The organism is Kocuria sp. CPCC 205260 (assembly GCF_040981045.1).
Taxonomy (GTDB): domain Bacteria; phylum Actinomycetota; class Actinomycetes; order Actinomycetales; family Micrococcaceae; genus Kocuria; species Kocuria palustris.
Map to the genome: position 1 here is coordinate 14,196 of NZ_JAVKPT010000004.1, position 23,193 is coordinate 37,388.

Genomic DNA, 23,193 nt, shown 5'->3' on the forward strand with positions numbered 1-23,193 from the left:
TCCTAGCGTGTGAGCCATGAGGTCGACGGCATGAGCACCAGGTCCAAGCGCAGCTCCTCGGGATACCGCTGCACGGAATGCGGGTGGAGCACCGTCAAGTGGGTGGGCCGCTGCGCCGAATGCCAGGCCTGGGGGACCATGGAGGAGGTCGGCGAGCACAAGGCCCGCACCACCCCGGCCCGCTCGATCGCCGATCCCGCCAAGCCCATCGCCCAGGTGGACGCCACCCAGGCCACCAGCGTCCCCACCGGCGTCGGAGAGCTCGATCGCGTCCTGGGCGGCGGGCTCGTGCCCGGCGCGGTGATCCTGCTGGCCGGGGAGCCGGGCGTCGGCAAGTCCACCCTCCTGCTGGACGTCGCGGCTCGCGTGGCCCAGGGCACCGCACCGCGCGGTCCGCGCTCGGTCCTGTACATCACGGGTGAGGAATCCGCGGCCCAGGTGAAGCTGCGCGCCGACCGCGTGGGCGCGCTGGCTGATTCCCTCTACCTCACCTCGGAGACGGATCTGTCCACCGCACTGGGACAGGTGGAGGCACTGTCGCCGGAGGTCCTGGTCGTGGACTCCGTCCAGACCCTGGCCAGCGCCGAGGTCGACGGCTCCGCCGGCGGCGTGACCCAGGTGCGGGAGGTCGCCGCCTCCCTGATCGCCGCGGCCAAGTCGCGGGGCATGACCGTGCTGCTCGTGGGGCACGTGACCAAGGAGGGGACCATCGCCGGACCCCGGCTGCTCGAGCACCTGGTGGACGTGGTCTGCCAGTTCGAGGGCCAGAAGCACTCGAGCATCCGGCTGCTGCGCGCGGTCAAGAACCGCTACGGTCCCACCGACGACGTCGGCTGCTTCGAGCTCGTGGACAGCGGCATCCGCTCGGTCTCGGATCCCTCCGGGCTGTTCGTCTCGCGCACCGCGCATCCGGTGTCCGGGACCTGCCTCACCGTGACCATGGAGGGGCGGCGCCCCCTGCTGGCGGAGGTCCAGGCGCTGCTGGACCAGTCCTCGACCGCCCAGCCGCGCCGCGCCACCTCCGGTCTGGACAGCTCGCGGGTGGCCATGCTGCTGGCCGTCCTGCAGCGCCGAGCGGGTGTGGGACTGGCCTCCATGGACGCCTATGTCTCGACCGTGGGCGGTGTGCGCCTCGGCGAGCCCGCCGCGGACCTGGCCACCGCGCTGGCACTGGCCTCGGCCGCACAGGACAAGCCCCTGCCCCAGCGCCTCGTGTGCTTCGGCGAGGTCGGCCTGGCCGGTGAGGTCCGGCCCGTTCCGGGGATCGAGCAGCGCATCCGGGAAGTCGCCAGGCTGGGCTTCACCCACGCCGTGGTCCCGGCCAGCCCGCAGGGGCTCAGCAGCATCCCCGACGGCTTCCGCGTCCGCGAGGTCACCAGCCTGGTGGAGGCCCTGCAGATCTTCTTCCCGCCGTCCTGACCTGTCTCACTTCAGGGTGAACTCGACCGGCTCCGCGGAGTCCTCGCCCAGCGAGACCTCCAGCTCATAGCCTCCGGCCGCGGCGTCCTCGAGATCCTCGGCGCACCCTTCCGCCGAGCGCTGGCGGTTCCACTGCATCCGGGCGCTCTCCTTGCCCCCGGCCTCGAGCTCGATCGGACGGTCCTGGCCGTCGATCTGGCAGTGCTTCGAGTCGAAGACCGTGTCGGAGCCGGAGGTGACCGTGTAGTCCATGCGCGCGGTGCCCGCATTGACCATGCAGGGGTCCTCGCCCGTGTTCTCGATGGTCATGATCAGGATCGGGTCCGCGTCCTCGGCATAGGTCTCGTGGTCCGTGGACCCCGTGATCTTCAGGGCATCGCCGCAGGCCTGTGCGGCCGGGCCGCTGGCGCCGTCGGTGGTCTCGTCCTGCGGGCGCGCGGAGAAGCCGTCGAAGGGATCCTCCGACTGCGCCGCCTCGGTGGCCGCCGCCTCGGGGTCCTCGGCCGTCTCCGAGCCGCCGGTGAGCGCGTTCACCGACCAGATGCCCACCGCGATCAGCAGCAGCACCACAGCTGCCGGGACCAGCAGGCGGGTCAGCCGCTGCGGATCACCGATCCAGCTGCGCCACCGCGACTGCCGAGCCTCCGGTGCCTCCGCCCAGTCCTCGTCGTCCCAGTCTTCGGCATATCCGCGCTCGTCGTCCCAGTCCTCGGGATAGCCGTGCTCGTCGCCCCAGGCGTCGCGATCGTGGTCGTCGTGCCGCCTGCGGTCAGGGCGCGCACCGCCTGCGGGCCGGCCGTGACGACGTCCCGCTGAGCCGCGCCGCTCCTCACGGTCCAGGTCCCCACCGCTCAGCTCCTCGACACGACCGCTCTGGGCTCGGCGCTGGTGCTCAAGCGCATCGCCGGGAGCGGCCTGCTCCCTCGATGAAGCCGCCCCGGCGGCGCGGCCCGGGCGCCGTCGCGCAGGCTTGCCGGTGGCCCAAGCAGGCAGCAGGTCGTCCTCCGGTGCGGAGGCTGCGCGCGAGGAGCGCGCACCGGAAGAAGACGAAGCAGCCCCGTCGCGGGACCCTGCACCGGCTGAGCTGCGCGGAGCAGAGGAGTACGGCTGAGGGGCCCCGAAGTCGTCGGGGACGTCATCGTCGTCCGGCAGCTGGGGACCGCGCGGGCCCGGGCCCACCGTGGACAGCTCCTCGGCGGAGTGCGGGATCAGGTCGTGGTCGTCCTGATCGATGGGGTCGTCGTCGAGGCCCTCGAAATCCAGCGGGTCCTCGGAGGACCGTCTGCGACCCGTGCGCTGCGGCGAAAACCGCGTCGCGGGCTCGGAGCTCGAGCGCGTCCGGGGCTGCGATCGTTCCTCGGACGGGGTCTGCGGCGCCTCCTGCTGCTCGGCACGGCGGCGGCGCCGGTGATGCTCGGGGGTCGTGGAGGCTCCGAGATCCGGCAGATCGAAGTCCCAGGGGGCGTCCCTGCGCCCGTCATCCGCGTCGTCCCGTGCCATGGCCTCCAGGCTACAGTGGCGCGATGCCCAGCCCGCACATCGCCGATCCCTCACCTCAGGATGCTCAGCGACTCGCGCAGATCCGCGACCGGATCGCCGCCTGGTACGCCAGCGACGGCCGCGACCTCCCCTGGCGCTGCCCCGAGCGCACCGCCTGGGGCGTGCTGGTCTCGGAGATCATGCTCCAGCAGACTCCCGTGGTGCGCGTGCTGCCCCGCTGGCTCGACTGGATGCGGCGCTGGCCCTCCCCCGCCGACCTTGCCGCGGCGCCGACCGCCGACGTCCTGCGCGCCTGGGACCGCCTGGGCTATCCCCGACGGGCCCTGCGGCTGCAGGCCGCCGCACAGGCGATCGTCGCGGACCACGGCGGCCGCGTGCCGCGCGAGCACGACCAGCTGCTGGCGCTGCCGGGCATCGGGGCCTACACGGCCGCGGCGGTCTCGGCCTTCGCCTTCGGCGAGCGCCAGTGCGTGATCGACACCAACATCCGACGCGTGCACGCTCGCCTCTTCTCCGGCAAGGGGCTGCCGAGCCGGTCCCTGACGGCAGCCGAGACCCGTCTGGCCCGCGCGCTGCTGCCCGAGCAGCGCGCGGCCTCGGTGGTGTGGAACCAGTCCGTGATGGAGCTCGGCGCCCTGATCTGCACGGCTCGGTCTCCGCGCTGCGACCAGTGCCCCGTGCAGGATCTCTGCGCCTGGATCGCAGCCGGTCGCCCGGAGCCGGAGGAGGCCCCGCGGGGACAGTCCTGGAAGGGCACCGACCGGCAGGTGCGCGGCGCGGTCATGGCGGTGCTGCGCGCCGCGGATCAGCCGGTCCCGGAGAGCTGGCTGACGCGGGACCAGCAGGTCACCCTGCCGCGCGGCGCGAGTGCGGATCTGGCCCGCCCCCTCGAGGCCCTGCTGACGCTCGAATCCCCCGTCGAGCAGCGACAGCGCGCGGTCGACGGCCTGGTCTCCGATGGCTTGGCCCACCGCCGCGGCGACAGGATCGCTCTGCCCGGCTGATCCCGACCGGTCTGCGCGGCCCCCGTCAGAGCGTGAGGATCATCCGGGTGTTGCCCAGCGTGTTGGGCTTCACCCGGGCGAGGTCCAGGAACTCGGCCACGCCCTCGTCATGGGAGCGCAGCAGCTCCGCGAAGACGTCCGGGTCGATCGGGCGCTGATCGGCCATGACCCGGAAGCCCTGGCGCTGGAAGAACTCCACCTCGAAGGTCAGGCAGAAGACCCGGTCCACCCCCAGCCTGCGCGCCCGCTCCAGCAGGGCCTCCACGAGCCGCCACCCCACGCCCTGCCCGCGCACCCGCGGGTCGGCGGCCAGGGTGCGGATCTCGGCGAGGTCCTGCCACATCACGTGCAGGGCCCCGCAGCCCACGATCCGGGCCGAGGTCCCGCTGGGCGACGGCTGCCCGTAGGCGATCCCGGACTCGTCGACCAGGCCGGCGCCGGAGGGGTCGTCGTCCACGAGCTCGGCGATGAGGAACTCCTGGATGCCCTCGTAGTACGCGACGGTCTCCTTGATCACCAGCACGCCCTCCTGCGCCAGCGGACCCACGAGGGCCTTGATCGCGTGGACGTCGCCCGTGGTGGCAGGGCGCAGGCGCAGCTCGAGAGTCATCCGGAAAGTGTACGACCGCCCGCGACCCTCGCCCTCGCCGGGGCCCCGGCCGAGCCCGGAGAGCGCAGACGCCGACGCCCTCCCCGAGCTGAGCTCGGGGAGGGCGTCGATGACAGGTGCCGCAGCGGATCGGCCCCGTGCCGGAGGATCAGGCCGTGGTCGGACCCGACTCCGGGCCGTGGCCGGGCTCGGGAGCCTCGGCGCCGGCCGATCCGGTGTCGCCGTCGGTGCTGTGCGGGACGTTGGTCCCGGACGGCACCTCACCGGGCACCAGATCCGGATCCTGAGCGGAGCCGTCCTGGTCGTCGTCGGAGAACTCCGTGTCCGGCAGCTCCGACATGGCCACCGACGAGAACGTCAGCTTGGCGTCGTCGCCGTCTCCGTCCACATCCACGGAGACGCGCTCGCCCTCCTTGATGTCGCCGAAGAGGATCTTCTCCGAGAGCGTGTCCTCGATCTCGCGCTGGATCGTGCGGCGCAGCGGACGGGCGCCCATGGTTGGGTCGTAGCCCCGCTTGGCCAGCACCTTCTTGGCGGCGTCCGAGACCACGATCGACATGTCCTGCTCGCGCAGGCGCTCCTGGAGACGGGCGACGAACAGATCGACGATCTGGACGATCTCCTTCTCCTCCAGCTGCGGGAACACGACGATCTCGTCCACGCGGTTGAGGAACTCGGGGCGGAAGTGCTCCTTGAGCTCGTCGTTGACGCGCTGCTGCATGCGCTCGTAGTTCGTGGTCGAGTCGTTGCCCGCCTGGAAGCCCATGGGGACGCTGCGCGAGATGTCCTTGGTGCCCAGGTTCGTGGTCATGATGATCACGGTGTTCTTGAAGTCCACCACGCGGCCCTGCGAGTCGGTCAGTCGACCGTCCTCGAGGATCTGCAGCAGCGAGTTGAACAGGTCCTGGTGCGCCTTCTCGACCTCGTCGAAGAGCACGACGGAGAACGGCTTGCGGCGGACCTTCTCGGTCAGCTGGCCGCCCTCCTCGAAGCCGACGTAGCCGGGAGGGGCACCGAACAGCCGCGAGACCGTGTGCTTCTCCTGGTACTCGGACATGTCCAGCGTGATGAGGGAGTCCTCATCGCCGAACAGGAACTCCGCCAGCGACTTGGCCAGCTCCGTCTTGCCGACGCCCGTGGGGCCGGCGAAGATGAACGACCCGCCGGGGCGCTTGGGGTCCTTGAGGCCCGCACGCGTGCGTCGGATGGAGCGGGAGAGAGCCTTGATGGCCTCCTCCTGGCCCACGACGCGCTTGTGCAGCTCCTCCTCCATGCGGATGAGGCGGCCGGACTCCTCGTCGGTCAGGCGGTACAGCGGCACGCCCGTGGCCGCGGAGAGCACGTCCGAGATGACCTCTGGGGTGACCTCGGCGACCTGGTCGCCGCCCTCGCGCCAGGCGGTGTCCTTGTCATCGCGCTCGGACAGCAGCTTCTGCTCCTGATCGCGCAGCGAGGCGGCCTTCTCGTAGTCCTGGCCCTCGATCGCATCCTCCTTGGCCTGCTTGACCTTGGCGATGCGCTCGTCGAGCTCCTTGATCTCCGGCGGGGCCGTCATGCGCTTGATGCGCAGGCGGGCACCGGCCTCGTCGATCAGGTCGATCGCCTTGTCCGGCAGGAAGCGGTCCGAGATGTAGCGGGCCGACTGGTGCACGGCGGCCTCGAGGGCCTCGTCCGAGATCGACACGCGGTGGTGCGCCTCGTACTTGTCGCGCAGGCCCTTGAGGATCTCGATCGAGTGCGCCTCGGAGGGCTCGTCGACCTGGATCGGCTGGAAGCGGCGCTCGAGCGCTGCGTCCTTCTCGATGTGCTTGCGGTACTCATCCAGCGTGGTGGCGCCGATGGTCTGCAGCTCGCCGCGGGCCAGCATGGGCTTGAGGATCGAGGCGGCGTCGATCGCGCCCTCTGCGGCACCCGCGCCGACGAGCGTGTGGATCTCGTCGATGAACAGGATGATGTCGCCGCGGGACTTGATCTCCTTGAGCACCTTCTTGAGGCGCTCCTCGAAATCGCCGCGGTAGCGAGAGCCGGCCACGAGCGAGCCGAGGTCCAGCGTGTAGAGGTGCTTGTCCTTGAGCGTCTCCGGGACGTCGCCGCGCACGATGGCCTGGGCCAGACCCTCGACCACGGCGGTCTTGCCGACGCCCGGCTCGCCGATCAGCACCGGGTTGTTCTTGGTGCGCCGCGACAGGACCTGCATGACGCGCTCCATCTCGCGGGCGCGCCCGATCACGGGGTCGAGCTGGCTCTCGCGGGCCGCTGCCGTCAGGTTGCGCCCGAACTGGTCGAGCACAGCCGAGCCCGCGGGGGTGCCCTCGCCGGAGGTGCGAGCGCCTGCGCCGGCGGTCTCCTTCTCCTCGCCGCCGGACTGGTAGCCCGAGATCAGGTCCAGGACGGTCGAGCGGACCTTCTGCGGCTCGGTGCCGAGCTTGGTGAGCACCTGGGCGGCCACGCCCTCGCCTGCGCGGATGATGCCCAGCAGGATGTGCTCGGTGCCGATGTAGTTGTGCCCGAGCTGCAGCGCCTCGCGCAGGGAGAGCTCCAGGACCTTCTTGGCCCGCGGCGTGAAGGGGATGTGCCCGGAGGGGGCCTGCTGGCCCGGGCCGATGATGTCCTGGACCTGCTCGCGGGCCCCGTTGAGGGTGATGCCCAGCGAGTCCAGGGCCTTGGCGGCCACGCCCTCGTTCTCGTGGATGAGGCCCAGCAGCAGGTGCTCGGTGCCGATGTAGTTGTGGTTGAGCATCCTGGCCTCCTCCTGGGCCAGGACCACGACCCGTCGGGCCCGATCGGTGAATCGTTCGAACATGGATACTCCTCAGTCGATGTTTGGCACCGATGCTACGCACGCCGGAGGGTCTCGCCGCCATTGTTCGCCACCGGCGAGACGACCCCGCACTGCCCCCCGAAGGAGCCTTCTGACAGGCGGCCGGAGGCAGCGGCGCTCAGGGCACGGCGGTCCCCGAATGAGGAATCCCCGCACGTCCGGAAGGACGAGCGGGGATCCGCACTGCGATGGAACGGCAATCTCAGATCGAATACCTGCGGGCATTCACCACGAGTTCGTTTCCGAAGCGACCTGAGATTCTCGATTCGGTGATGAATCCCTCAGGCCGCGCGCGCTCACTTGTGAGCGGCGTAGTACGCGTCCTGGACCTCCTGGTGGATGCGGCCGCGATCGGAGACGTTGTAGTTGTTCTCCTTCGCCCAGGCACGGATCTTGGGGGTGTCCGGATTGGCGCGGGTGCCCGAGGACTTCGCGGCGGGGCGGCCGGCCTGCTTGGCCTGAGCCCGGCGGGCCTTGCCCACGTACGGGCGGATGGCCGCGCGCAGCTTGTCCGCGTTGGCGGAGGAGAGGTCGATCTCGTACTGCGCGCCGTCCAGGCCGAAGCGGACGGTCTCGTCCGCGGGGCCGCCGTCCAGGTCGTCCTCGAGAATGATCTTCACGGTCTGCGCCATGTGTGGAGCTCCTTCAGCATTGATTCGATGTGCTCGTGCGGTCAGGAGATCCGCGGAGCCGATTCCGGGCCCGATCACCACGAATTGCGCACTCAGGATCCCCTATTGCCCGCAACTATAGATATCGGATGCCGCTGAAAGCAATTCCCCGGCTCGGAGAAGCCGGGGAATCGGAGAAGAATCAACTGCGCGGTGCATCCTGATGTTCATCGGATCCGCTCCGAGCGGAACCGCGTCCGCCGGATTCCCGCGCCTTCAGATCCTGATACCACTTCTCGGCATCGGCCTGATCGCGATTCACGGCCTCCTGCGCACGGCGCTCACCGCGATCGGCCCGGAACAGGGCCCGCATGGTGAACCAGAAGATCAGCCCCACCCCGATCGAGGGCAGGAGCACAGCGATGTATTCGCCCATGGCGGATCAGTCCTTCTCGGGCTTCATCAAGGGGAACAGGATCGTGTCGCGGATGCCCAGATCCGTGAAGAGCATGATCAGACGGTCCAGGCCCAGCCCCAGTCCGCCCATGGGCGGGGCGCCGTGCTCGAGGGCGCGCAGGAAGTCCTCATCGAGCTGCATGGCCTCGTCGTCGCCGGCCGCGGCCAGGCGGGACTGCTCGGTGAGCCGCTCGCGCTGCACCACCGGGTCGATCAGCTCGGAGAACGCGGTGCCGCGCTCCATGCCGCCGATGATCAGGTCCCAGGCCTCGATGACGTCCGGCTTGTCGCGGTGCGGCCGGGCCAGCGGCTGGGCCGCCGGCGGGTAGTCGCACACGAACGTGGGCTGGATCAGCGTGGGCTCCACGATCTCTCCGAAGAGCTCGATCACGAGCTTCTCGGCACCCCAGGCGGGATCCACCGAGACGTCGTGCTCGGCGGCGATCGCCCGCAGCGCCTCGGCGGGGGTCTCGGGCGTGATCTCCTGTCCCACGGCCTCCGAGAGCCCCGGGTAGACGCTCAGCCACGGCCACTCGCCGCGCAGGTCGATCTCGCCCTTGGCGGTGCGCAGCGGGCCGTCGATCCCCAGGGCGTCGGCGGCGGCCACGATCATGCGCTGCATGAGCTCGGCCTGCGAGAACTGATCGCCCCAGGCCTCGTAGACCTCCAGGGTGGTGAACTCCGGGGAGTGCGTGGAGTCCACGCCCTCGTTGCGGAACACCCGCCCGATCTCGAAGACCCGCTCCACCCCGCCCACGACGGCGCGCTTGAGGTAGAGCTCCGTGGCGATGCGCAGGGTCATGTCCTGATCGAACGCATTGAGGTGCGTGGCGAACGGACGGGCCGTGGCGCCGCCGTGCACGAGCTGCAGCACGGGGGTCTCGATCTCGATGTAGCCCTCGTCCTCGAGCGTGCGGCGCACCGCGGAGATGATCGCGGCCCGCTTGCGGACCACGTCGCGCGCCTCCTGGCGCACGAGCAGGTCCAGGTAGCGCTGCCGGACGCGGGTCTCCTCGCTGAGCTCGGATCCCTCGTAGAGATTGGGCAGCGGCCGCAGGGCCTTGGAGGCCATCTGCCAGGAGGCCACCATGACGGAGAGCTCGCCGCGGCGGGAGCGGATCACGGTGCCGGTGGCGGCCACGAAGTCGCCCAGGTCCACCAGGGACTTCCACTCGGCCAGCGACTCCTCGCCCACGACCGACTTGGAGAGCATGAGCTGCAGCTGGACGCCGTCGCCGTCCTGCAGGGCCGCGAAGCACAGCTTGCCGGTGTTGCGCACGAACACCACGCGCCCGGTCACGGAGACGACGTCCTCGGTCTCCTCGCCGGTCTCCAGATGCTCCCAGCCGTCGCGGACCTGGGGCAGCGTGTGGGTCCGGGGGACCTCGACCGGGTAGGCCTGGCGACCCGTCTCGAGCAGCGCGGCGCGCTTGTCCATGCGGAACTGCCGCTGCTCGTCGCTGCGGGCGGCCTCGGCCGCGGCGGACGAGGACTCGGGTGCGGGGCTGGCTGCGTTCTCGCGCGTCTGATCAGTGGTCACAGTCCCCCAGGATAGCCACCGGCCGGGGTGTCGTCGCATCGGCACCGGGCCCCCGACCGGCGGTGAGAGCCGCCTCACGGACGCGGGGCGGCCTCGATCTCCCGGTTGTCGATCAGCCGCGTGGTCCCCACCCGCGCCGCCACCAGGGCCAGGGCTCCGGGGCGCGGCGGGATCTCGCTCAGGGTCTCAGGCTCCACGACCACGAGGTAGTCGAGCTCCACCGTGCGCCCGGTGCCGATCGGCTCCTCGTCGATCCGACGGCGGGCCCCCGCCAGGTCGATCTCCCCGAGGGCGAGCTCCCCCAGCGTGCGGGAGAGCACGAGCCCGGCCCGACGCTCGTCGTCGTCCAGGTACGCGTTGCGCGACGACAGCGCGAGCCCGTCCGGGGCCCGCACGATCGGGACCGGCCGGATCTCGACGTCCAGGTTCGTGTCGCGGACCATGCGCTGCACGATCAGCAGCTGCTGGGCGTCCTTCTGCCCGAAGTACGCGCGCAGCGGCTGCTCCGTGCGTCCTGAGACCAGGCTCAGCAGCTTGTTGACGACGGTGACTACGCCGTCGAAGTGGCCGGGGCGCGAGGCTCCGTCCAGCACCGTCCCGAGCCGCCCCGAGCTCACGGTCACCAGCGGGTCCCCGCCCGGGTACATGTCCTCGAGCCCGGGAGCGAAGACCAGATCGACGCCCAGCCCCCCGAGCAGCTCCAGGTCTGCCTCCAGGTCCGACGGGTAGCGCTCGAAGTCCTCGTTCGGTCCGAACTGCAGCGGGTTCACGAAGATGGAGACGATCACCAGGTCGTTCTCCTCGCGGGCCCGGCGCACCAGGTGCGCGTGCCCCTCGTGCAGCGCGCCCATGGTCGGCACGAAGCCGATGGACAGCTGCCCTCCCCGCCGGGCGACCTCCCGCCGCACGGCGGCGCGCAGCTTCTCCGGCTCGCGCACTACGACGGGGTCCGACGATTCCGCGGAACCGCGCGGCGCCGAGGCATCGGCCGCGGGGAAGCCGCCGAGAGCGGCGGCGCCCTGCCCGGCGGCCGCGTGGGCGCTGCCGGATCCCTCGCTCCGGCTCCGGCTCAGCGCCTCGAGGACCTGCGCGTGCTGGGCCTCGGTGAGCATGCCGCGGTCCCGGGCTCGGTCAGCCGTCAGGGCCGCGAGCGCCCGGTAGGCCCGGTCGATGTCCTGCTGACCGGTGCCCAGGGCGTGCTCGGCGAGGGTCTGGCGGTGCTCGGCCACGGTGCCGGCGTCGCCGCGGGCCACCGGGCCGGTCAGCGCCGACTCCCCTGCCGACAGCGCATTGTCCAGGGCGGCCCGCGCCAGGGGTCCGAGCACGCGCTCCGGCTGCTCGAGTCCCAGCTCGCCCAGCAGCTGCAGGGCCTGGCCGGTGATCGTGGTGAGGTGGTTGGCGCCGTGGGCCAGGGCCGCGTGGTAGATCGGGCGGTCGGCCTCGGCGATGACCACGGGCTCGCCGCCCATCTCCATGACCAGCGCCTGCGCGATCGGCAGCACCGCCGCCGGGGCGGTGACACCGAACGCGCAGCCGCTGAGTCGCGGCAGGTCCAGACTCAGCCCGGTGAACGTCATGGACGGGTGGATCGCCAGCCCGATGGCTCCGGCCTGCCGCGCCGGCTCCAGGACCTCCACGCCCCAGCGGCCGGCGGTGTGTGCCACGAGCTGCCCGGCCTGCCAGTGCCCGGTCGCGGCCAGTCCGCTCACCAGGTCGGCCAGCTGATCGTCGGGAACGGCCAGCAGCACGAGCTCCGCGCGCTCCACGATCTGCTGCGGGGTGAGGATCGGGACCTCGGGCAGCAGCAGCTCGGCACGCTCCCGGGAGGCCTCCGAGACGGCGGCGACCCCCACCACCCCGTGCCCGGCGGCACGCAGCGCGGCTCCCAGCACCGCCCCCACTCGCCCGGCGCCGATCACGCCCACTCCCAGGCGCCCGGGGCGGTTGGCGGCTTCGCTCACGGTCTTCTCCTGTGTGCTCTCGGGTCTCTGGGCCGACGCCCGCTTGCGACGGTCCCGACGGCTCCTGCGACGGTGCTGCTGCGACGCTCCGGCGCAGCGCCACCACCCTATGACGGGCGGTGCGCTCGCGCGCACGCTCAGCCCCTGGCGCCCACGAGGGTGTGCTTCTCATGCGCCCGCAGCGACTGCTCGGACACGAAGCGCTCGGCGACCTCCCGGTCCATGGCCATGATCATGGGGCTGACCGGTCCCTGGATCGAATGCAGGCTGACGTCCGAGAGATCCAGCCAGCGCGCCAGCGGCCCTCGCGAGATCTCCATCGACTGGATCTTCCCGTGCGGGACCAGGCAGGCGGTGCGGGAGAGCCTGCCGTCGATCGTGACGACCTCACGCCGCGTCACCGAGAAGCCCCGACGACGGCGCACGACCCAGGAGATGCGCGCCGCTCGGCGCGGCGAGATCGTGAACCGGCACTCGGGATCCTCTACGAGATCGGCCGTGAGGCCGTAGCACGCCGTCTCGAAGGCCTCGCGCGACTCGTCGGCGCCCAGCGCCTCGGCGAGCATGATCGCCAGGTGCTCGTCGGTCGCCACCGGGATCAGCGTGGTGCGCCCCGAGCCGTTCATCTCCTCGGCGGGATCGCCGTAGCCGGCCACGTTGATCGCCACGCGGCTCCAGCCCGGGCGCCGCCACAGCATGGGGCGGTTCACCTTCAGCGCCTGGATCCGGCCCGTGGGCACGGTCTGGGAGACCGTGCTGAGCAGCCCGTAGCGCAGCCGCAGACCGCTGTCGGTGCGGTAGGCGCTGAAGCCCCAGGTCTTCTCGAGGCGCTGGAAGAGCGAGACCACCAGTCCCACGACGACCGGGATCCAGCCCGCGAAGGCCGCGCCCATGAACTCGGGGAAGAAGATCAGCGCCGCGAGCGCCGCCGCCCCGACGACCACCAGCATCACCATGGACGGGCTCAGGGCCCAGGACAGCAGGACGCGGCTCACGGGAACGCGCAGCAGCAGCTGCTCTGCGCCGTGGTCCTGAGCCGCGGCCGGGACAGCGGCTCGCGCCCAGGGCAGCGCCGCCTCGGCATCGCCGGCCTCCGCAGGGGCCTCCGGCTGCGGACGGCTGCGCGAGAGCAGCTGGGAGCGCAGCCGTCGTGCGTGGGCATGGGTCAGGTAGCGCAGCACGACGGCCGACTCGCCGGCATCGGCGACCTCGAAGCTCAGCTCGGCCAGGCCGAAGATCCGCGCGCCCAGGGGCCGCCGGATGTCGAGGGCCTGGACGCGATCCAGGCGGGTCTGGCGCTCCTGGCGGGCCAGGGCGCCCTGGCGCAGACGCACGTGGGTGCCGGTGATCTGATACGTGGTGAACCACCAGGCGACCAGCGAGAACAGGGCCACGACCACCAGCAGGCCCACGACGACCACCACGCCCACCAGCAGCAGTACGAGCCACAGGACGGTGCCCTCGAGCATCGAGGCCCAGCCCGGCAGGCCCTCCGCGGAGTCGTTGAGACCGGGGCCGTCGCCGCGGAAGAAGCCGTCCATGACGTTGGACAGCAGCACTCCCAGGACCGCGAGCACCACGATCCAGCCGCGGATCAGCGGCGAGAGCGGGTGGAGGCGGTGCCAGTCCTCGGCCGAGTCCGGCTGATGCGCCTCCGCCTCCGGGGAGGCGCCCGTCGGCTGGGCCTCCGAACGCTGCGCAGGGCTGCGATCGGACATCTGCTCGCCCCTCACAGCTCGATCAGGCGGGCTTCCCCGCGCTCGGTGAGCCTCTCGCGCAGCCGCCTGGCCTCTTCGGCGGTGATCCCCGGCAGCTCGGCGTCGGTCTCCGCCGAGGCGGTGTGCAGGGTGATCGACGACAGCCCGAACATCCGCAGGATCGGTCCGCTGCTGACGTCCACGTACTGCATGCGGCCGTAGGGCACCACGACCAGCGTGCGGACCAGAAGGCCCTTGCGGACCATGAAGTCATCCGCGTCCTCGCGGTAGCCGTAGGAGCGCACGCGCCGCGGGGTCAGCAGGACCTGCACGAGGCACAGCACCGCGACCCCGAGGGGCCACGGCAGCACGGCCCACCACGAGGCCTCGCCCCACACGCCCACGAGCTTGAGCACGAGCGGCCAGCCCACCGCCGCCGCGAAGATCAGATAGCCGATCACCTCCGAGATCACGCGCACTCGGATGTACCTGGGGTCCAGCCCCTTCCACTGTCCGTCCTGGGGGCCGGGGGCCGGCAGGGTGGCAGGATCATCAGCGCGCAGCCTCGGAGCGCCGTCGGGCTCATGGGTCATGATCGAGATGCTCCTGATCGAGAAGATGACGGATCAGCACCCCACAGTAAGGGGCCTGCCAGCGCACGCACATCCTCCGTGCGAGGGATCCCTGCCCTCCGGAGGCACGAGGCTCAGTCGCGCCAGCGGGCGAGCCCGCCCTCCTCGGCCGTGCGGCCCCGACCGCGCTCGGCGGCGCCGTCGGCCTCCGCGTCCGGGTCCTCCGGCGGGATGCGGCAGAAGCGCTCGACGATCCACCCGACGACGGCCAGCGCGACCCCCACGCCCACCTGGAACAGGCAGCGCCACAGCGGCCCCTGATCCGTGCGCAGGGAGATCAGCGCGGCCTGGTCCACGGCGAGCATGGCGTGCCAGCCCAGGCACAGGGCGCCCAGCACGGCCACGGCCTGCGCCAGGGCGGCGATCACGGTGCCCCAGGTGCGGTCCATGCGGATCTCGCGGTCACCGTCGCGCAGCCTGCGCACGCGCAGTCCGGCGACCAGCAGGATCGCGGCGAAGACCAGCAGCGCGATCCCGGAGGCCACCGGCAGGGCCAGCAGGGGCCCGTGCAAGCTCTCGGAGACCAGCTGGGCGATCCAGCCGCCCATGAAGGCGACCGCCGCGAGCACCGCGAGCAGCCGCACCGTCAGCCCCTTCACCATGTTCCTGCCTCCGTCCTCGATCCTGTCCGCCGCCGGCTCAGTCGTCCGCGGTCTCGTCCTCGCCGGGGGCGTCCTCGAGGCGGAAGGTCTGCGCCCGTACGCCCCGGGCATCCGAGGCCTGCGCCGCCAGCTCGGCGATCCTGCTCCCGGCGAGCTCGGCCTGGGGCTCGAGCAGCGCCCAGGGGAAGAGCACGAAGGCCCGCTCGTGGGCCCGCGGGTGCGGGATGGTCAGCTCGGGATCATCCATCACCGCGCCGTCGAAGTCGATGATGTCCAGATCCAGGGTGCGCGGACCCCACCGCTCCAGGCGCACGCGGTCGTGATCCGCCTCGATGCGCTGGCACAGTGCGAGCAGTTCCCTGGGCGAGAGCTCGGTGCTCAGCCGCACCACGCCGTTGAGGAACTGCGGCTGGCCGGGCGGCCCGCCCACCGGATCGGTGATCGCGATCGGGGAGACCGCCTCCACGCTCACCCCGGGGGCGGCGCGCAGCTGCTCGACCGCCGAGCGCAGCAGCTGCCCGCGGTCCCCGAGGTTGGAGCCCATGCCGATCAGCGCCCGCGGCATCAGGACCGCCCCCTCAGCACCGTCACGGCCACGTCCCGGAAGGCCACCTCGATCGGGGCGTGCGGCTTGTGCACGGTGACCTCGACAGCCTCCAGAAGGGCCTGCTCCCGCAGCAGCCGGGCCGCGATCCGCTCGGCCAGAGCCTCGATGAGATCCACCGGCGGGCCGACGATCTCCTCGTGGACGGCCTCGGCGACCTCTCCGTAGTGCACAGTGCGGGTCAGCTCGTCCGAGCTGCCCGCAGGACGCAGGTCCAGGTGCAGCACCAGGTCGACCGAGAACTCCTGGCCGTCGCGGCGCTCGTGGTCGAACACCCCGTGATGGCCCACCTCGGTGAGTCCGTTCAGCGCGATCCGATCTGCGCTCATGCGATCCCCTCCTTGCCGACGGGGCGGTTCCAGGCCCCGGCCACGGCGATGGCGTCGACGCTCGAGGCGACGTCGTGCACGCGCACCGCCCACGCCCCGCGATCGGCAGACAGCGCCGAGATGGCCGCCGTGGCGATATCTCGCTGATCCGCTGGACGCGGCGCGGTGCCGTTGCCGAGCAGATGGCCGATGAAGCGCTTGCGCGAGGCCGCCACCAGGATCGGATAGCCGGTGGCCACGAACCGCGGCAGGGCCTCCAGCAGCTGCCAGTCCTGCCGCCCTCCCTTGGCGAAGCCGAGCCCCGGATCCAGCACGAGCTTGGAGGGATCCAACCCGGCATCGAGGAAGCGCTGGGCGACCTCATGGATCTCGCGCAGCACATCGCCCACGAGGTCGTCGTAGACCGCCAGCGAGTCCATGGTCCCGGGGGTGCCGCGGGAGTGCATGCAGATGTACGGTGCCTGCCGCTCGACGACCAGCGGGACCATGCCGTCGCGCACAGCCACGCCGGAGACGTCGTTGACGCAGTGCGCCCCGGCGTCCAGGGCGGCCTCTGCGGTCGACGGGTTGAAGGTGTCCACGGACAGCACGATTCCGGCATCCGACAGCTCGCGGATCACCGGCAGGATGCGCCGGCGCTCCTCCTCCGGATCCACGCGCTGCGAACCGGGGCGGGTGGACTCGCCGCCGACGTCGATCAGATCCGCGCCCTGGGAGGCGAGCTCGTGCCCGTGGGCGATCGCGGCCCGGTGGGAGTCGTGCCGGCCGCCGTCGGAGAAGGAGTCCGGCGTGACGTTGAGGATGCCCATGACGAGCGTGCGACCGGAGGGCAGCCCCGCCCAGTCCCCCCAGCCCAGCTCGCCGCGGACGGCAGCGGGCTGCGGGGCGACGGCCTCCGGAGGGGTGGGCTGCATGGTCGTCTCAGCCTCCCAGGATCAGGCTCATGGCCTCGGAGCGGGTGGCGGCCTCGCGCAGCTGGCCGCGCACCGCGGAGGTCACGGTGGACGCGCCGGGCTTGCGCACCCCGCGCATGGACATGCACAGGTGCTCGCACTGCACCACCACGATCGCCCCGGCGGCGCTGAGCTCGTCCATGAGGGCGTCGGCGATCTGGGTGGTCAGCCGCTCCTGGACCTGCGGGCGGCGGGCGTAGACCTCCACGAGCCGGGCGATCTTGGACAGGCCCGTGACCCGGCCCGAGGGCCCCGGGATGTAGCCCACGTGCGCACTGCCGTGGAAGGGCACGAGGTGGTGCTCGCAGGTCGAGTAGAACGAGATGTCCTTGACCAGCACCAGCTCGGAGTGCCCGATGTCGAACGAGGCGCTGAGCACCTCCGACGGATCCTGGGCGAGCCCGGAGAACATCTCGGCGTAGGCGCGGGCCACCCGGTCCGGGGTCTCTCTCAGGCCCTCGCGATCGGGGTCCTCCCCGATCGCGGACAGAATCTCCCGGACCGCGTCCCGGATGCGCGGCTGATCGACCGGGGCGAGATCGCCGGGGCCGCCGCCGACCTCGTGGTGGTCCTGCTGCTGCATCGCTCAGCCACGCTCCCTGTCATCGGGGGCGTCCTGGTCCCAGGGGGCGTCGTCCGAGCCCGCCGCGGTGGAGCCGGCGCGCCCGGAGGGCGCCTGCCCGTCGCCGGACTCGGAGCGGTTGTCGCGCCCGTCGCGATCGGGGTGCTCGGCGCCCGGCTCGTCGTCGTGGCGGTGCCCGGCCTGACGCTGCTTGGGGTCCTCGCCCTCGCCGGGCATGGCCTCGAAGCGCTCGCGCTCCTCGGGGGATGCCTCGGCCAGCTCCTCCTTCTCGCGGGAGGTGGTCACCGGGGGCAGGTCCGACTGCGGGCGGCCCTCGGCGGAGATCCACTGCTGCCGCTCGGGCTGGCGGACCAGCTCGGCGAAGATCTCGGCGATGTCCGCCTCGAGGAGGGTCTCGCGCTCGAGCAGCTCCAGGGCCAGGCGGTCCAGGATCTCGCGGTTGGCCACCAGGATCTGATGGGCCTCGTTCTGCGCGTTCTCCAGCAGCGCGCGGACCTCGGCGTCGACGATCGCCGCCGTGGCCTCCGAGTAGCCGCGCTCCTCCGAGCCGCCGCGGCCCATGAACGGCTGGCTGTCGTCGCCGCCGAGCTTCATGGAGCCCACGCGCGAGCTCATGCCGTACTGCGTGACCATCTTGCGGGCCGTGTCGGTGGCCTTCTGGATGTCGTTGGCCGCGCCCGAGGACGGGTCCTTGAACACGACCTCCTCCGCGGCGCGCCCGCCCATGGCATAGGCCATCTGATCGAGCAGCTCGTGGCGGGTGGTCGAGTACTTGTCGTCCGCCGGCATGACCATGGTGTAGCCCAGGGCCCGGCCGCGCGGCAGGATCGTGATCTTGGTGACCGGATCGGTGTTGCGCAGCGCCGCCGCCACCAGGGCGTGGCCGCCCTCGTGGTAGGCGGTGACCTTGCGCTCGTGCTCCTTCATGAGCCGCGAGTGCTTCTGCGGTCCGGCGATCACGCGGTCGATCGCCTCGTCCACGGCGCGGTCGTCGATCAGCTGGGCGTGCGAGCGCGCGGTGAGAAGCGCGGCCTCGTTCATGACGTTGGCGAGCTCGGCGCCGGTGAAGCCCGGCGTCCGCTTGGCCACCGAGCGCAGGTCGACCGACTCGTGCAGCGGCTTGTCCTGCGCGTGCACACGCAGGATCTGCTCGCGGCCCTTCATGTCCGGGGCGTCCACGCCGATCTGGCGGTCGAAGCGGCCCGGGCGCAGCAGGGCGGGGTCCAGTACGTCCGGGCGGTTGGTCGCGGCGATCAGGATGACGTTGGTCCCGGCCTCGAAGCCGTCCATCTCCACGAGCAGCTGGTTCAGGGTCTGCTCGCGCTCGTCGTTGCCGCCGCCCATGCCGGCCCCGCGCTGGCGGCCGACGGCGTCGATCTCGTCCACGAAGATGATCGCCGGCGCCGACTCCTTGGCGGTCTGGAACAGGTCGCGGACTCGCGAGGCGCCCACGCCCACGAACATCTCCACGAAGTCCGAGCCGGAGATCGAGAAGAACGGGACGCTGGCCTCCCCCGCCACGGCCTTGGCCAGCAGGGTCTTGCCGGTTCCGGGAGGGCCGTAGAGCAGCACGCCCTTGGGGACCTTGGCACCCAGGGCGGTGTAGCGATCGCGGTCGACCAGGAACTGCTTGATCTCGTCGAGCTCCTGCACGGCCTCGTCCGCGCCGGCCACGTCCTTGAACGTGACCTGCGGGTTGTCCATATCGAACTTCTTGGCCTTGGAGCGGCCGAACTTCATGACCTGGGAGCCGCCGCCCTGCATGCGGGCGAACACGAACCAGAAGATCGCCAGGATGATCAGGAACGGCAGCAGGAACTGCAGCAGGGACAGGAACCAGTTGGTCTGCACCGGCTGATCGGTGTAGCCCTCGAGCCCGGCGTCGTCGATGGCCTGCACGACCTGCTCGCCGCGCGGCTCGACGTAGAAGAACTCGACGTTTCGCCCGTAGTCGCGTCCGTCCGCGGAGTAGTCCTCCGCCAGCGTCAGCTCGACCTTCTGATCGCCGTCGTAGATCTTGGCCTCGGTGGCCTTGTCGTCCTGCAGCAGCTCCAGGCCCACGTTGGTGTCCACCCGGCTGCCTCCGCCGGAGGTCAGTGTGGACAAGACGGGGATCAGGACGAGCAGAGCCAGCAGGACCCAGATGAAGGGTCCCCTCAGGAAGCTCTTCTTCTTCTTCTCAGTGGCCAAGGCCGTGGGTCCTCTCTTCGCATTTCCCGTCCGCGATGCGTCGCGAGGCCGCCGGACGTGCCGGAGCCTGATGTGCAAGGGTATCGCCCGGTCCGCACGGCATCGTGCGGCGGACCGGGCGTTCACCCCTCGGCGGACACCCTCAGGAGTAGACGTCCGGGGAGAGCACCGCGATGCATTCCAGGTTGCGGTACTTCTCGTTCCAGTCCAGGCCGTAGCCGACCACGAACTCGTTGGGGATGTCCCACCCGACGTAGCGGACGTCGATCTCGACCTTGGCGGCCTCCGGCTTGCGCAGGAGGGTGCAGATCTCGACCGAGGCGGCGCCCCGGGACTTGAGGTTGGCAAGCAGCCAGGACAGGGTCAGCCCGGAGTCGATGACGTCCTCGACGATCAGGACGTGGCGGTCGGTGAGGTCGGTGTCGAGGTCCTTGAGGATCCGCACCACTCCCGAGGACTTGGTGCCGGAGCCGTAGGACGACACGGCCATCCAGTCCATGGGGTACTGCCCGGCCAGGGCGCGGGACAGATCGGCCATGATCATCACGGCGCCCTTGAGGACGCCCACGAGCAGGACGTCGCTGTCTCCGTAGTCGGCATCGATCTGCGCGGCCAGCTCGGCCACCCGCTGATCGATCTCCTCCTTGGTGTGCAGGACCTCGGTGAGGTCCCCCTGCGCATGCTCGGGCTTCACGGCTCTCCTTGTCCGCCTCCGTGCCGCTGTCGTCGAGGAACGCAGCGGCAGGCCTGTGGCCGGGCCGTCGTGCGGTCGGGGCCGGTGCGGGAGACGCGGAAGCCTGCGGCTGCATGCCGCTCAGCGCGGCTGGAGGACCAGCTCGAGCGTCCCTGCTCGGCCGCCGCCGCAGCTGGGTCGGCGCCTGTACGCGGCCACCCTACCCGCCATCTGCACGGGTCCGGCCTCCCCGTGCCCCGAGGCGAGCTCGTGCAGGGCGGTGAGCCGCTCGTGCGTGGGCCGCTCCCCTCCGGCGCGCATGCAGGCCTGCGCCAGGGCGCGGCGCACCAGCGGCTGCGGCTCGGACTGCAGGACCGCCAGGGACAGGACGACGACGGCCGCCCCGTCGCGCTGCGGCCCGACCTCCGAGCCTCTGTGCGGCGGCTCGTCCGGGACGACGACGGCGCGCTCGAGCACCTGCAGGGACAGCTGCTCGAGCAGCTCGGCATCCGGACCGAGGATGGCTGCGGTGCGGGCCAGGGCCTCGGCCACCCCGGGACCCAGCTGGCGCTCGAGCTCGGGAAGCACCGCGGCCCGGACGCGGGCGCGCAGCATCGTCTCGTCGGCGTTCGCGGGATCGTGCCAGGGCTCGAGCTGCTCGGCCGCGCAGATCGCCTCCGTCTGGCGGCGGCGCAGCTCGAGCAGCGGGCGCAGCACGGGGACGGGGCCGTCGTCGCGCACGCGCGGCATGCCGGACAGCGAGCGCGGCCCGGAGCCGCGGGCCAGCCCGAGCAGCACCGACTCGGCCTGGTCGTCGAGGGTGTGCCCCAGCAGGATCGCTCGGGCGCCGTGGGCGGCGGCGATCTCGTGCAGGGCCGTGTAGCGGGCCGCGCGCGCGGCGGCCTCGGGCCCCTCGCCGCGTTCGCGGACCTCGACCGCTCGGATCTCCACGGGATCCAGCCCGAGCTCGCGGGCCTGCTCAGCGGCGCGCTCGGCGACCAGGGCGGAGCCCTCCTGCATGCCGTGATCGATCACCGCGGCCCCCACGCGCAGTCGGCCCCTGCGCGCCCAGTGGGCGGCGGCGGCGGACAGGGCCAAAGAGTCGGGTCCGCCGGACAGGCCCACGAGCAGCAGGCCCGGGGCCTCCGCGCGATCCGGGCTCTGCGTTGCGACTGGGGCCGGCGCGGGCGGGAAGGCGGTCTCGACCGTGCTGAGCACGGCTCGGCGGGCGAGGGCGACGTCCTGCGACAGTCGGCCGCGCCGTCCCCTCTGGGTCAGTTCAGCCCCGCCGCCGACTCGTGGTGGCGGGCCTCCCGCAGGGCGAGCTCGAGCACCTTGGACAGCGTGGGCGTGGTCTCGCCGAGGGCGCTCAGCGCGGATTCGAGCTCGGCGACCGGAACCACCGAGGCCAGGGCGGACACGGCGTTGGACTCGCCGTGGATCCCGGTCTGGATCTGGGTGGTGGTCAGCACCGGCTGGGACTTCTCGACCGTGCTGAGCACCTCTTCGATGTCCGAGGTGCCGGCGCGCTGCTCGAGCATCACCAGGCGCTCGTAGACCGCCGGGTTGCCGATCTTGATGCGGCGTCCGGAGTTCAGCTGCGAGAGCATGGGAGCGGACAGCCCCAGGACCTCCGCGAGGCGGCGCTGGGTGATGCCGTACGCGCCCACGACCGCCCCGAATCGCTCGGAGAGCGGCTGGCCGTACAGCTTGATCTGCTGGTCGATGTTCTCGGTGCTCACTTTTGCAATTATGTCACAGTCAGGTCACGAACGGGACTCGATCGGCCTTCTGAGACCTCAGAAGGCGACCCGATCGACCCACTCCTGCGGGTGGCGGATCTCCCGAGCCGAGGGCAGGTTCTGCGAGCCGAGCCAGACCCGGTTGAAGCCGTCGCGGCCCACGGCCTCCACGACCTCCGTCACGAAGCGCTGGCCCTGCACGTACTGCGCGGCCTTGGCCTCCAGGCCCAGCAGCCGGCGCACGGCCCGGTCCAGGGGCCCGCGCAGATCGGCGCGGCGCTCGAAGCGCCGGCGGATGGTCTTCACCGACGAGACGATCGAGGAGTCCACCCCGTCCATGACCCAGTTGGCGTGGCCCTCGAGCAGGCTCATGACGGCGGTGGTCCGCTCGAGCATCTCCCGCTCCCGCTCATCCAGCGCCGCGCTGAGGGGACCGAGCAGCGAGTCCGGATCCTGCGCCTCCTGCCCGCGGCCACGGCGCATGCGCTTCACGGCGGCCCCGGCTGAGGAGCCCACGGCGGACAGCCTGCGCCCGAAGGCGTCGGCGTCCCCGGACAGCGAGACCGTCAGCTCCCGCATGTCCCGGATCATCTGCTCGCGCAGCCACGGGGCGGCCGCGAACTGGACCCGGTGCGTCTGCTCGTGCAGGCACACCCACAGGCGGAAGTCGTCGGGATCCACGTTCAGCTCCCGCTCGATCTGCAGCACGTTCGGGGCCACGACCATGAGCCGCCCGCCCGGGAAGCGCCGAGCGGCGTCCTCCGAGACCATCCCCGCATAGGGGTCGTACTGGCCCAGGACCTTGGTGGACAGGTAGGCCATCAGCCCGCCGGCCTCCGCCGCGGCCGCCCTGGCGGCGACCGACTGGATCAGCTCGGCGTTCATGCCCCGGTCCAGGCGGTCGGCCCGCGCCCGCCGCAGCTCGCTCAGCGCCGGCTCGAGCAGCAGCTCGAAGGTCGCCGTGTTCGCCCGGGACCAGCCGGCGCGGTCCACGACGACCACCGGGGCGTCATCCAGCCCGCGCGCCGCCGCCAGACCGGAGATCGCGTGGACGTGATCGACCGAGGCCTCGGCGTGCCCGCGGATCGAGTCCACCGCGGTCCGCAGCTGCTCGGGCTCCGGGGTGGGCCCCGGCGGGGCGGTGCGCGCCGCGATCCGGGCCGCGCTCGGCCAGTGGATCAGCCCGGAGCGCTGCGTGCTCGACGACGACTCGGAGGTGCTCATGGCGCTATGGGATCACAGGCGCCCGACAGCGCAGGGGACGGG

General features: G+C 71.7%; 21 protein-coding genes and 1 pseudogene. 2 read left to right on the forward strand and 20 right to left on the reverse strand.

Annotated elements, in window-relative coordinates:
• Positions 1-30 precede the first annotated feature (30 nt).
• Positions 31-1,419 (forward strand): DNA repair protein RadA, encoded by a 1,389-nt coding sequence (gene radA, locus RF645_RS08530; RefSeq protein ID WP_137802744.1) that lies wholly within the window; start codon positions 31-33, stop codon positions 1,417-1,419.
• A 6-nt stretch (positions 1,420-1,425) separates the two neighbouring features.
• On the opposite strand, the gene RF645_RS08535 is transcribed toward radA, so the two are convergent.
• Positions 1,426-2,919 (reverse strand): hypothetical protein, encoded by a 1,494-nt coding sequence (locus RF645_RS08535; protein ID WP_249933850.1) that lies wholly within the window; start codon positions 2,917-2,919, stop codon positions 1,426-1,428.
• 23 nt (positions 2,920-2,942) lie between these two features.
• On the opposite strand from RF645_RS08535, the gene RF645_RS08540 reads away from it, so the two are divergent.
• Complete coding sequence (locus RF645_RS08540; RefSeq protein ID WP_137802743.1) at positions 2,943-3,923, forward strand: A/G-specific adenine glycosylase; 981 nt, start codon at positions 2,943-2,945, stop codon at positions 3,921-3,923.
• Between the two features lie 25 nt (positions 3,924-3,948).
• Here the strand turns inward: RF645_RS08540 and RF645_RS08545 are convergent, their stop codons facing one another.
• From RF645_RS08545 to RF645_RS08635, 19 genes and pseudogenes are all read right to left on the reverse strand, one after another.
• Positions 3,949-4,533, reverse strand: a complete 585-nt coding sequence (locus tag RF645_RS08545) for an amino-acid N-acetyltransferase (RefSeq protein ID WP_024289204.1) — start codon at positions 4,531-4,533, stop codon at positions 3,949-3,951.
• A 148-nt stretch (positions 4,534-4,681) separates the two neighbouring features.
• On the reverse strand, positions 4,682-7,336 hold the full coding sequence (locus RF645_RS08550; RefSeq protein WP_137802742.1) for an ATP-dependent Clp protease ATP-binding subunit: 2,655 nt from the start codon (positions 7,334-7,336) through the stop codon (positions 4,682-4,684).
• 314 nt (positions 7,337-7,650) lie between these two features.
• Positions 7,651-7,986, reverse strand: a complete 336-nt coding sequence (locus RF645_RS08555; RefSeq protein ID WP_006213592.1) for an Lsr2 family protein — start codon at positions 7,984-7,986, stop codon at positions 7,651-7,653.
• Between the two features lie 181 nt (positions 7,987-8,167).
• The gene (locus tag RF645_RS08560; RefSeq protein WP_053446827.1) at positions 8,168-8,401 is read right to left on the reverse strand and encodes a hypothetical protein; all 234 of its coding nucleotides are present in this window, start codon (positions 8,399-8,401) and stop codon (positions 8,168-8,170) included.
• Positions 8,402-8,407: 6 nt separating this feature from the next.
• Positions 8,408-9,961: a lysine--tRNA ligase gene (gene lysS / locus RF645_RS08565; protein ID WP_053446826.1), complete on the reverse strand. Its 1,554-nt coding sequence runs from the start codon at positions 9,959-9,961 to the stop codon at positions 8,408-8,410.
• 74 nt (positions 9,962-10,035) lie between these two features.
• Entirely contained in the window at positions 10,036-10,899 is an 864-nt protein-coding gene (gene panC, locus RF645_RS08570; protein WP_283957217.1) for a pantoate--beta-alanine ligase, read from the reverse strand.
• Positions 10,900-11,031: 132 nt separating this feature from the next.
• A pseudogene (locus RF645_RS08575) lies at positions 11,032-11,922 on the reverse strand (Rossmann-like and DUF2520 domain-containing protein); the annotation flags it as partial.
• Positions 11,923-12,059: 137 nt separating this feature from the next.
• Positions 12,060-13,640 (reverse strand): PH domain-containing protein, encoded by a 1,581-nt coding sequence (locus tag RF645_RS08580; protein ID WP_137802741.1) that lies wholly within the window; start codon positions 13,638-13,640, stop codon positions 12,060-12,062.
• 11 nt (positions 13,641-13,651) lie between these two features.
• Positions 13,652-14,212: a PH domain-containing protein gene (locus tag RF645_RS08585; RefSeq protein WP_006213597.1), complete on the reverse strand. Its 561-nt coding sequence runs from the start codon at positions 14,210-14,212 to the stop codon at positions 13,652-13,654.
• A gap of 113 nt (positions 14,213-14,325) precedes the next feature.
• Entirely contained in the window at positions 14,326-14,853 is a 528-nt protein-coding gene (locus RF645_RS08590; protein ID WP_051990391.1) for a DUF3180 domain-containing protein, read from the reverse strand.
• A 37-nt stretch (positions 14,854-14,890) separates the two neighbouring features.
• Positions 14,891-15,418, reverse strand: coding sequence for a 2-amino-4-hydroxy-6-hydroxymethyldihydropteridine diphosphokinase (gene folK / locus RF645_RS08595; protein ID WP_006213599.1), 528 nt, complete (start codon positions 15,416-15,418; stop codon positions 14,891-14,893).
• Positions 15,418-15,786, reverse strand: coding sequence for a dihydroneopterin aldolase (gene folB / locus RF645_RS08600; RefSeq protein ID WP_137802739.1), 369 nt, complete (start codon positions 15,784-15,786; stop codon positions 15,418-15,420). Before folB ends, folK begins: the two co-directional genes overlap by 1 nt.
• On the reverse strand, positions 15,783-16,700 hold the full coding sequence (gene folP, locus RF645_RS08605; RefSeq protein WP_137802738.1) for a dihydropteroate synthase: 918 nt from the start codon (positions 16,698-16,700) through the stop codon (positions 15,783-15,785). The genes folB and folP overlap by 4 nt, the downstream gene beginning before the upstream one ends.
• A 7-nt stretch (positions 16,701-16,707) precedes the next feature.
• The gene (gene folE, locus RF645_RS08610) at positions 16,708-17,322 is read right to left on the reverse strand and encodes a GTP cyclohydrolase I FolE (RefSeq protein WP_137802737.1); all 615 of its coding nucleotides are present in this window, start codon (positions 17,320-17,322) and stop codon (positions 16,708-16,710) included.
• Positions 17,323-17,325: 3 nt separating this feature from the next.
• A complete protein-coding gene (ftsH, locus tag RF645_RS08615; protein ID WP_137802736.1) occupies positions 17,326-19,512 on the reverse strand; it encodes an ATP-dependent zinc metalloprotease FtsH in 2,187 nt (728 codons plus the stop codon).
• 142 nt (positions 19,513-19,654) lie between these two features.
• On the reverse strand, positions 19,655-20,206 hold the full coding sequence (gene hpt / locus RF645_RS08620; protein WP_006213604.1) for a hypoxanthine phosphoribosyltransferase: 552 nt from the start codon (positions 20,204-20,206) through the stop codon (positions 19,655-19,657).
• Between the two features lie 120 nt (positions 20,207-20,326).
• On the reverse strand, positions 20,327-21,403 hold the full coding sequence (gene tilS, locus RF645_RS08625) for a tRNA lysidine(34) synthetase TilS (protein WP_137802735.1): 1,077 nt from the start codon (positions 21,401-21,403) through the stop codon (positions 20,327-20,329).
• A gap of 56 nt (positions 21,404-21,459) precedes the next feature.
• On the reverse strand, positions 21,460-21,927 hold the full coding sequence (locus RF645_RS08630) for a hypothetical protein (protein ID WP_006213606.1): 468 nt from the start codon (positions 21,925-21,927) through the stop codon (positions 21,460-21,462).
• Between the two features lie 57 nt (positions 21,928-21,984).
• Positions 21,985-23,151, reverse strand: a complete 1,167-nt coding sequence (locus tag RF645_RS08635; protein ID WP_137802734.1) for a zinc-dependent metalloprotease — start codon at positions 23,149-23,151, stop codon at positions 21,985-21,987.
• Positions 23,152-23,193: the final 42 nt, after the last annotated feature.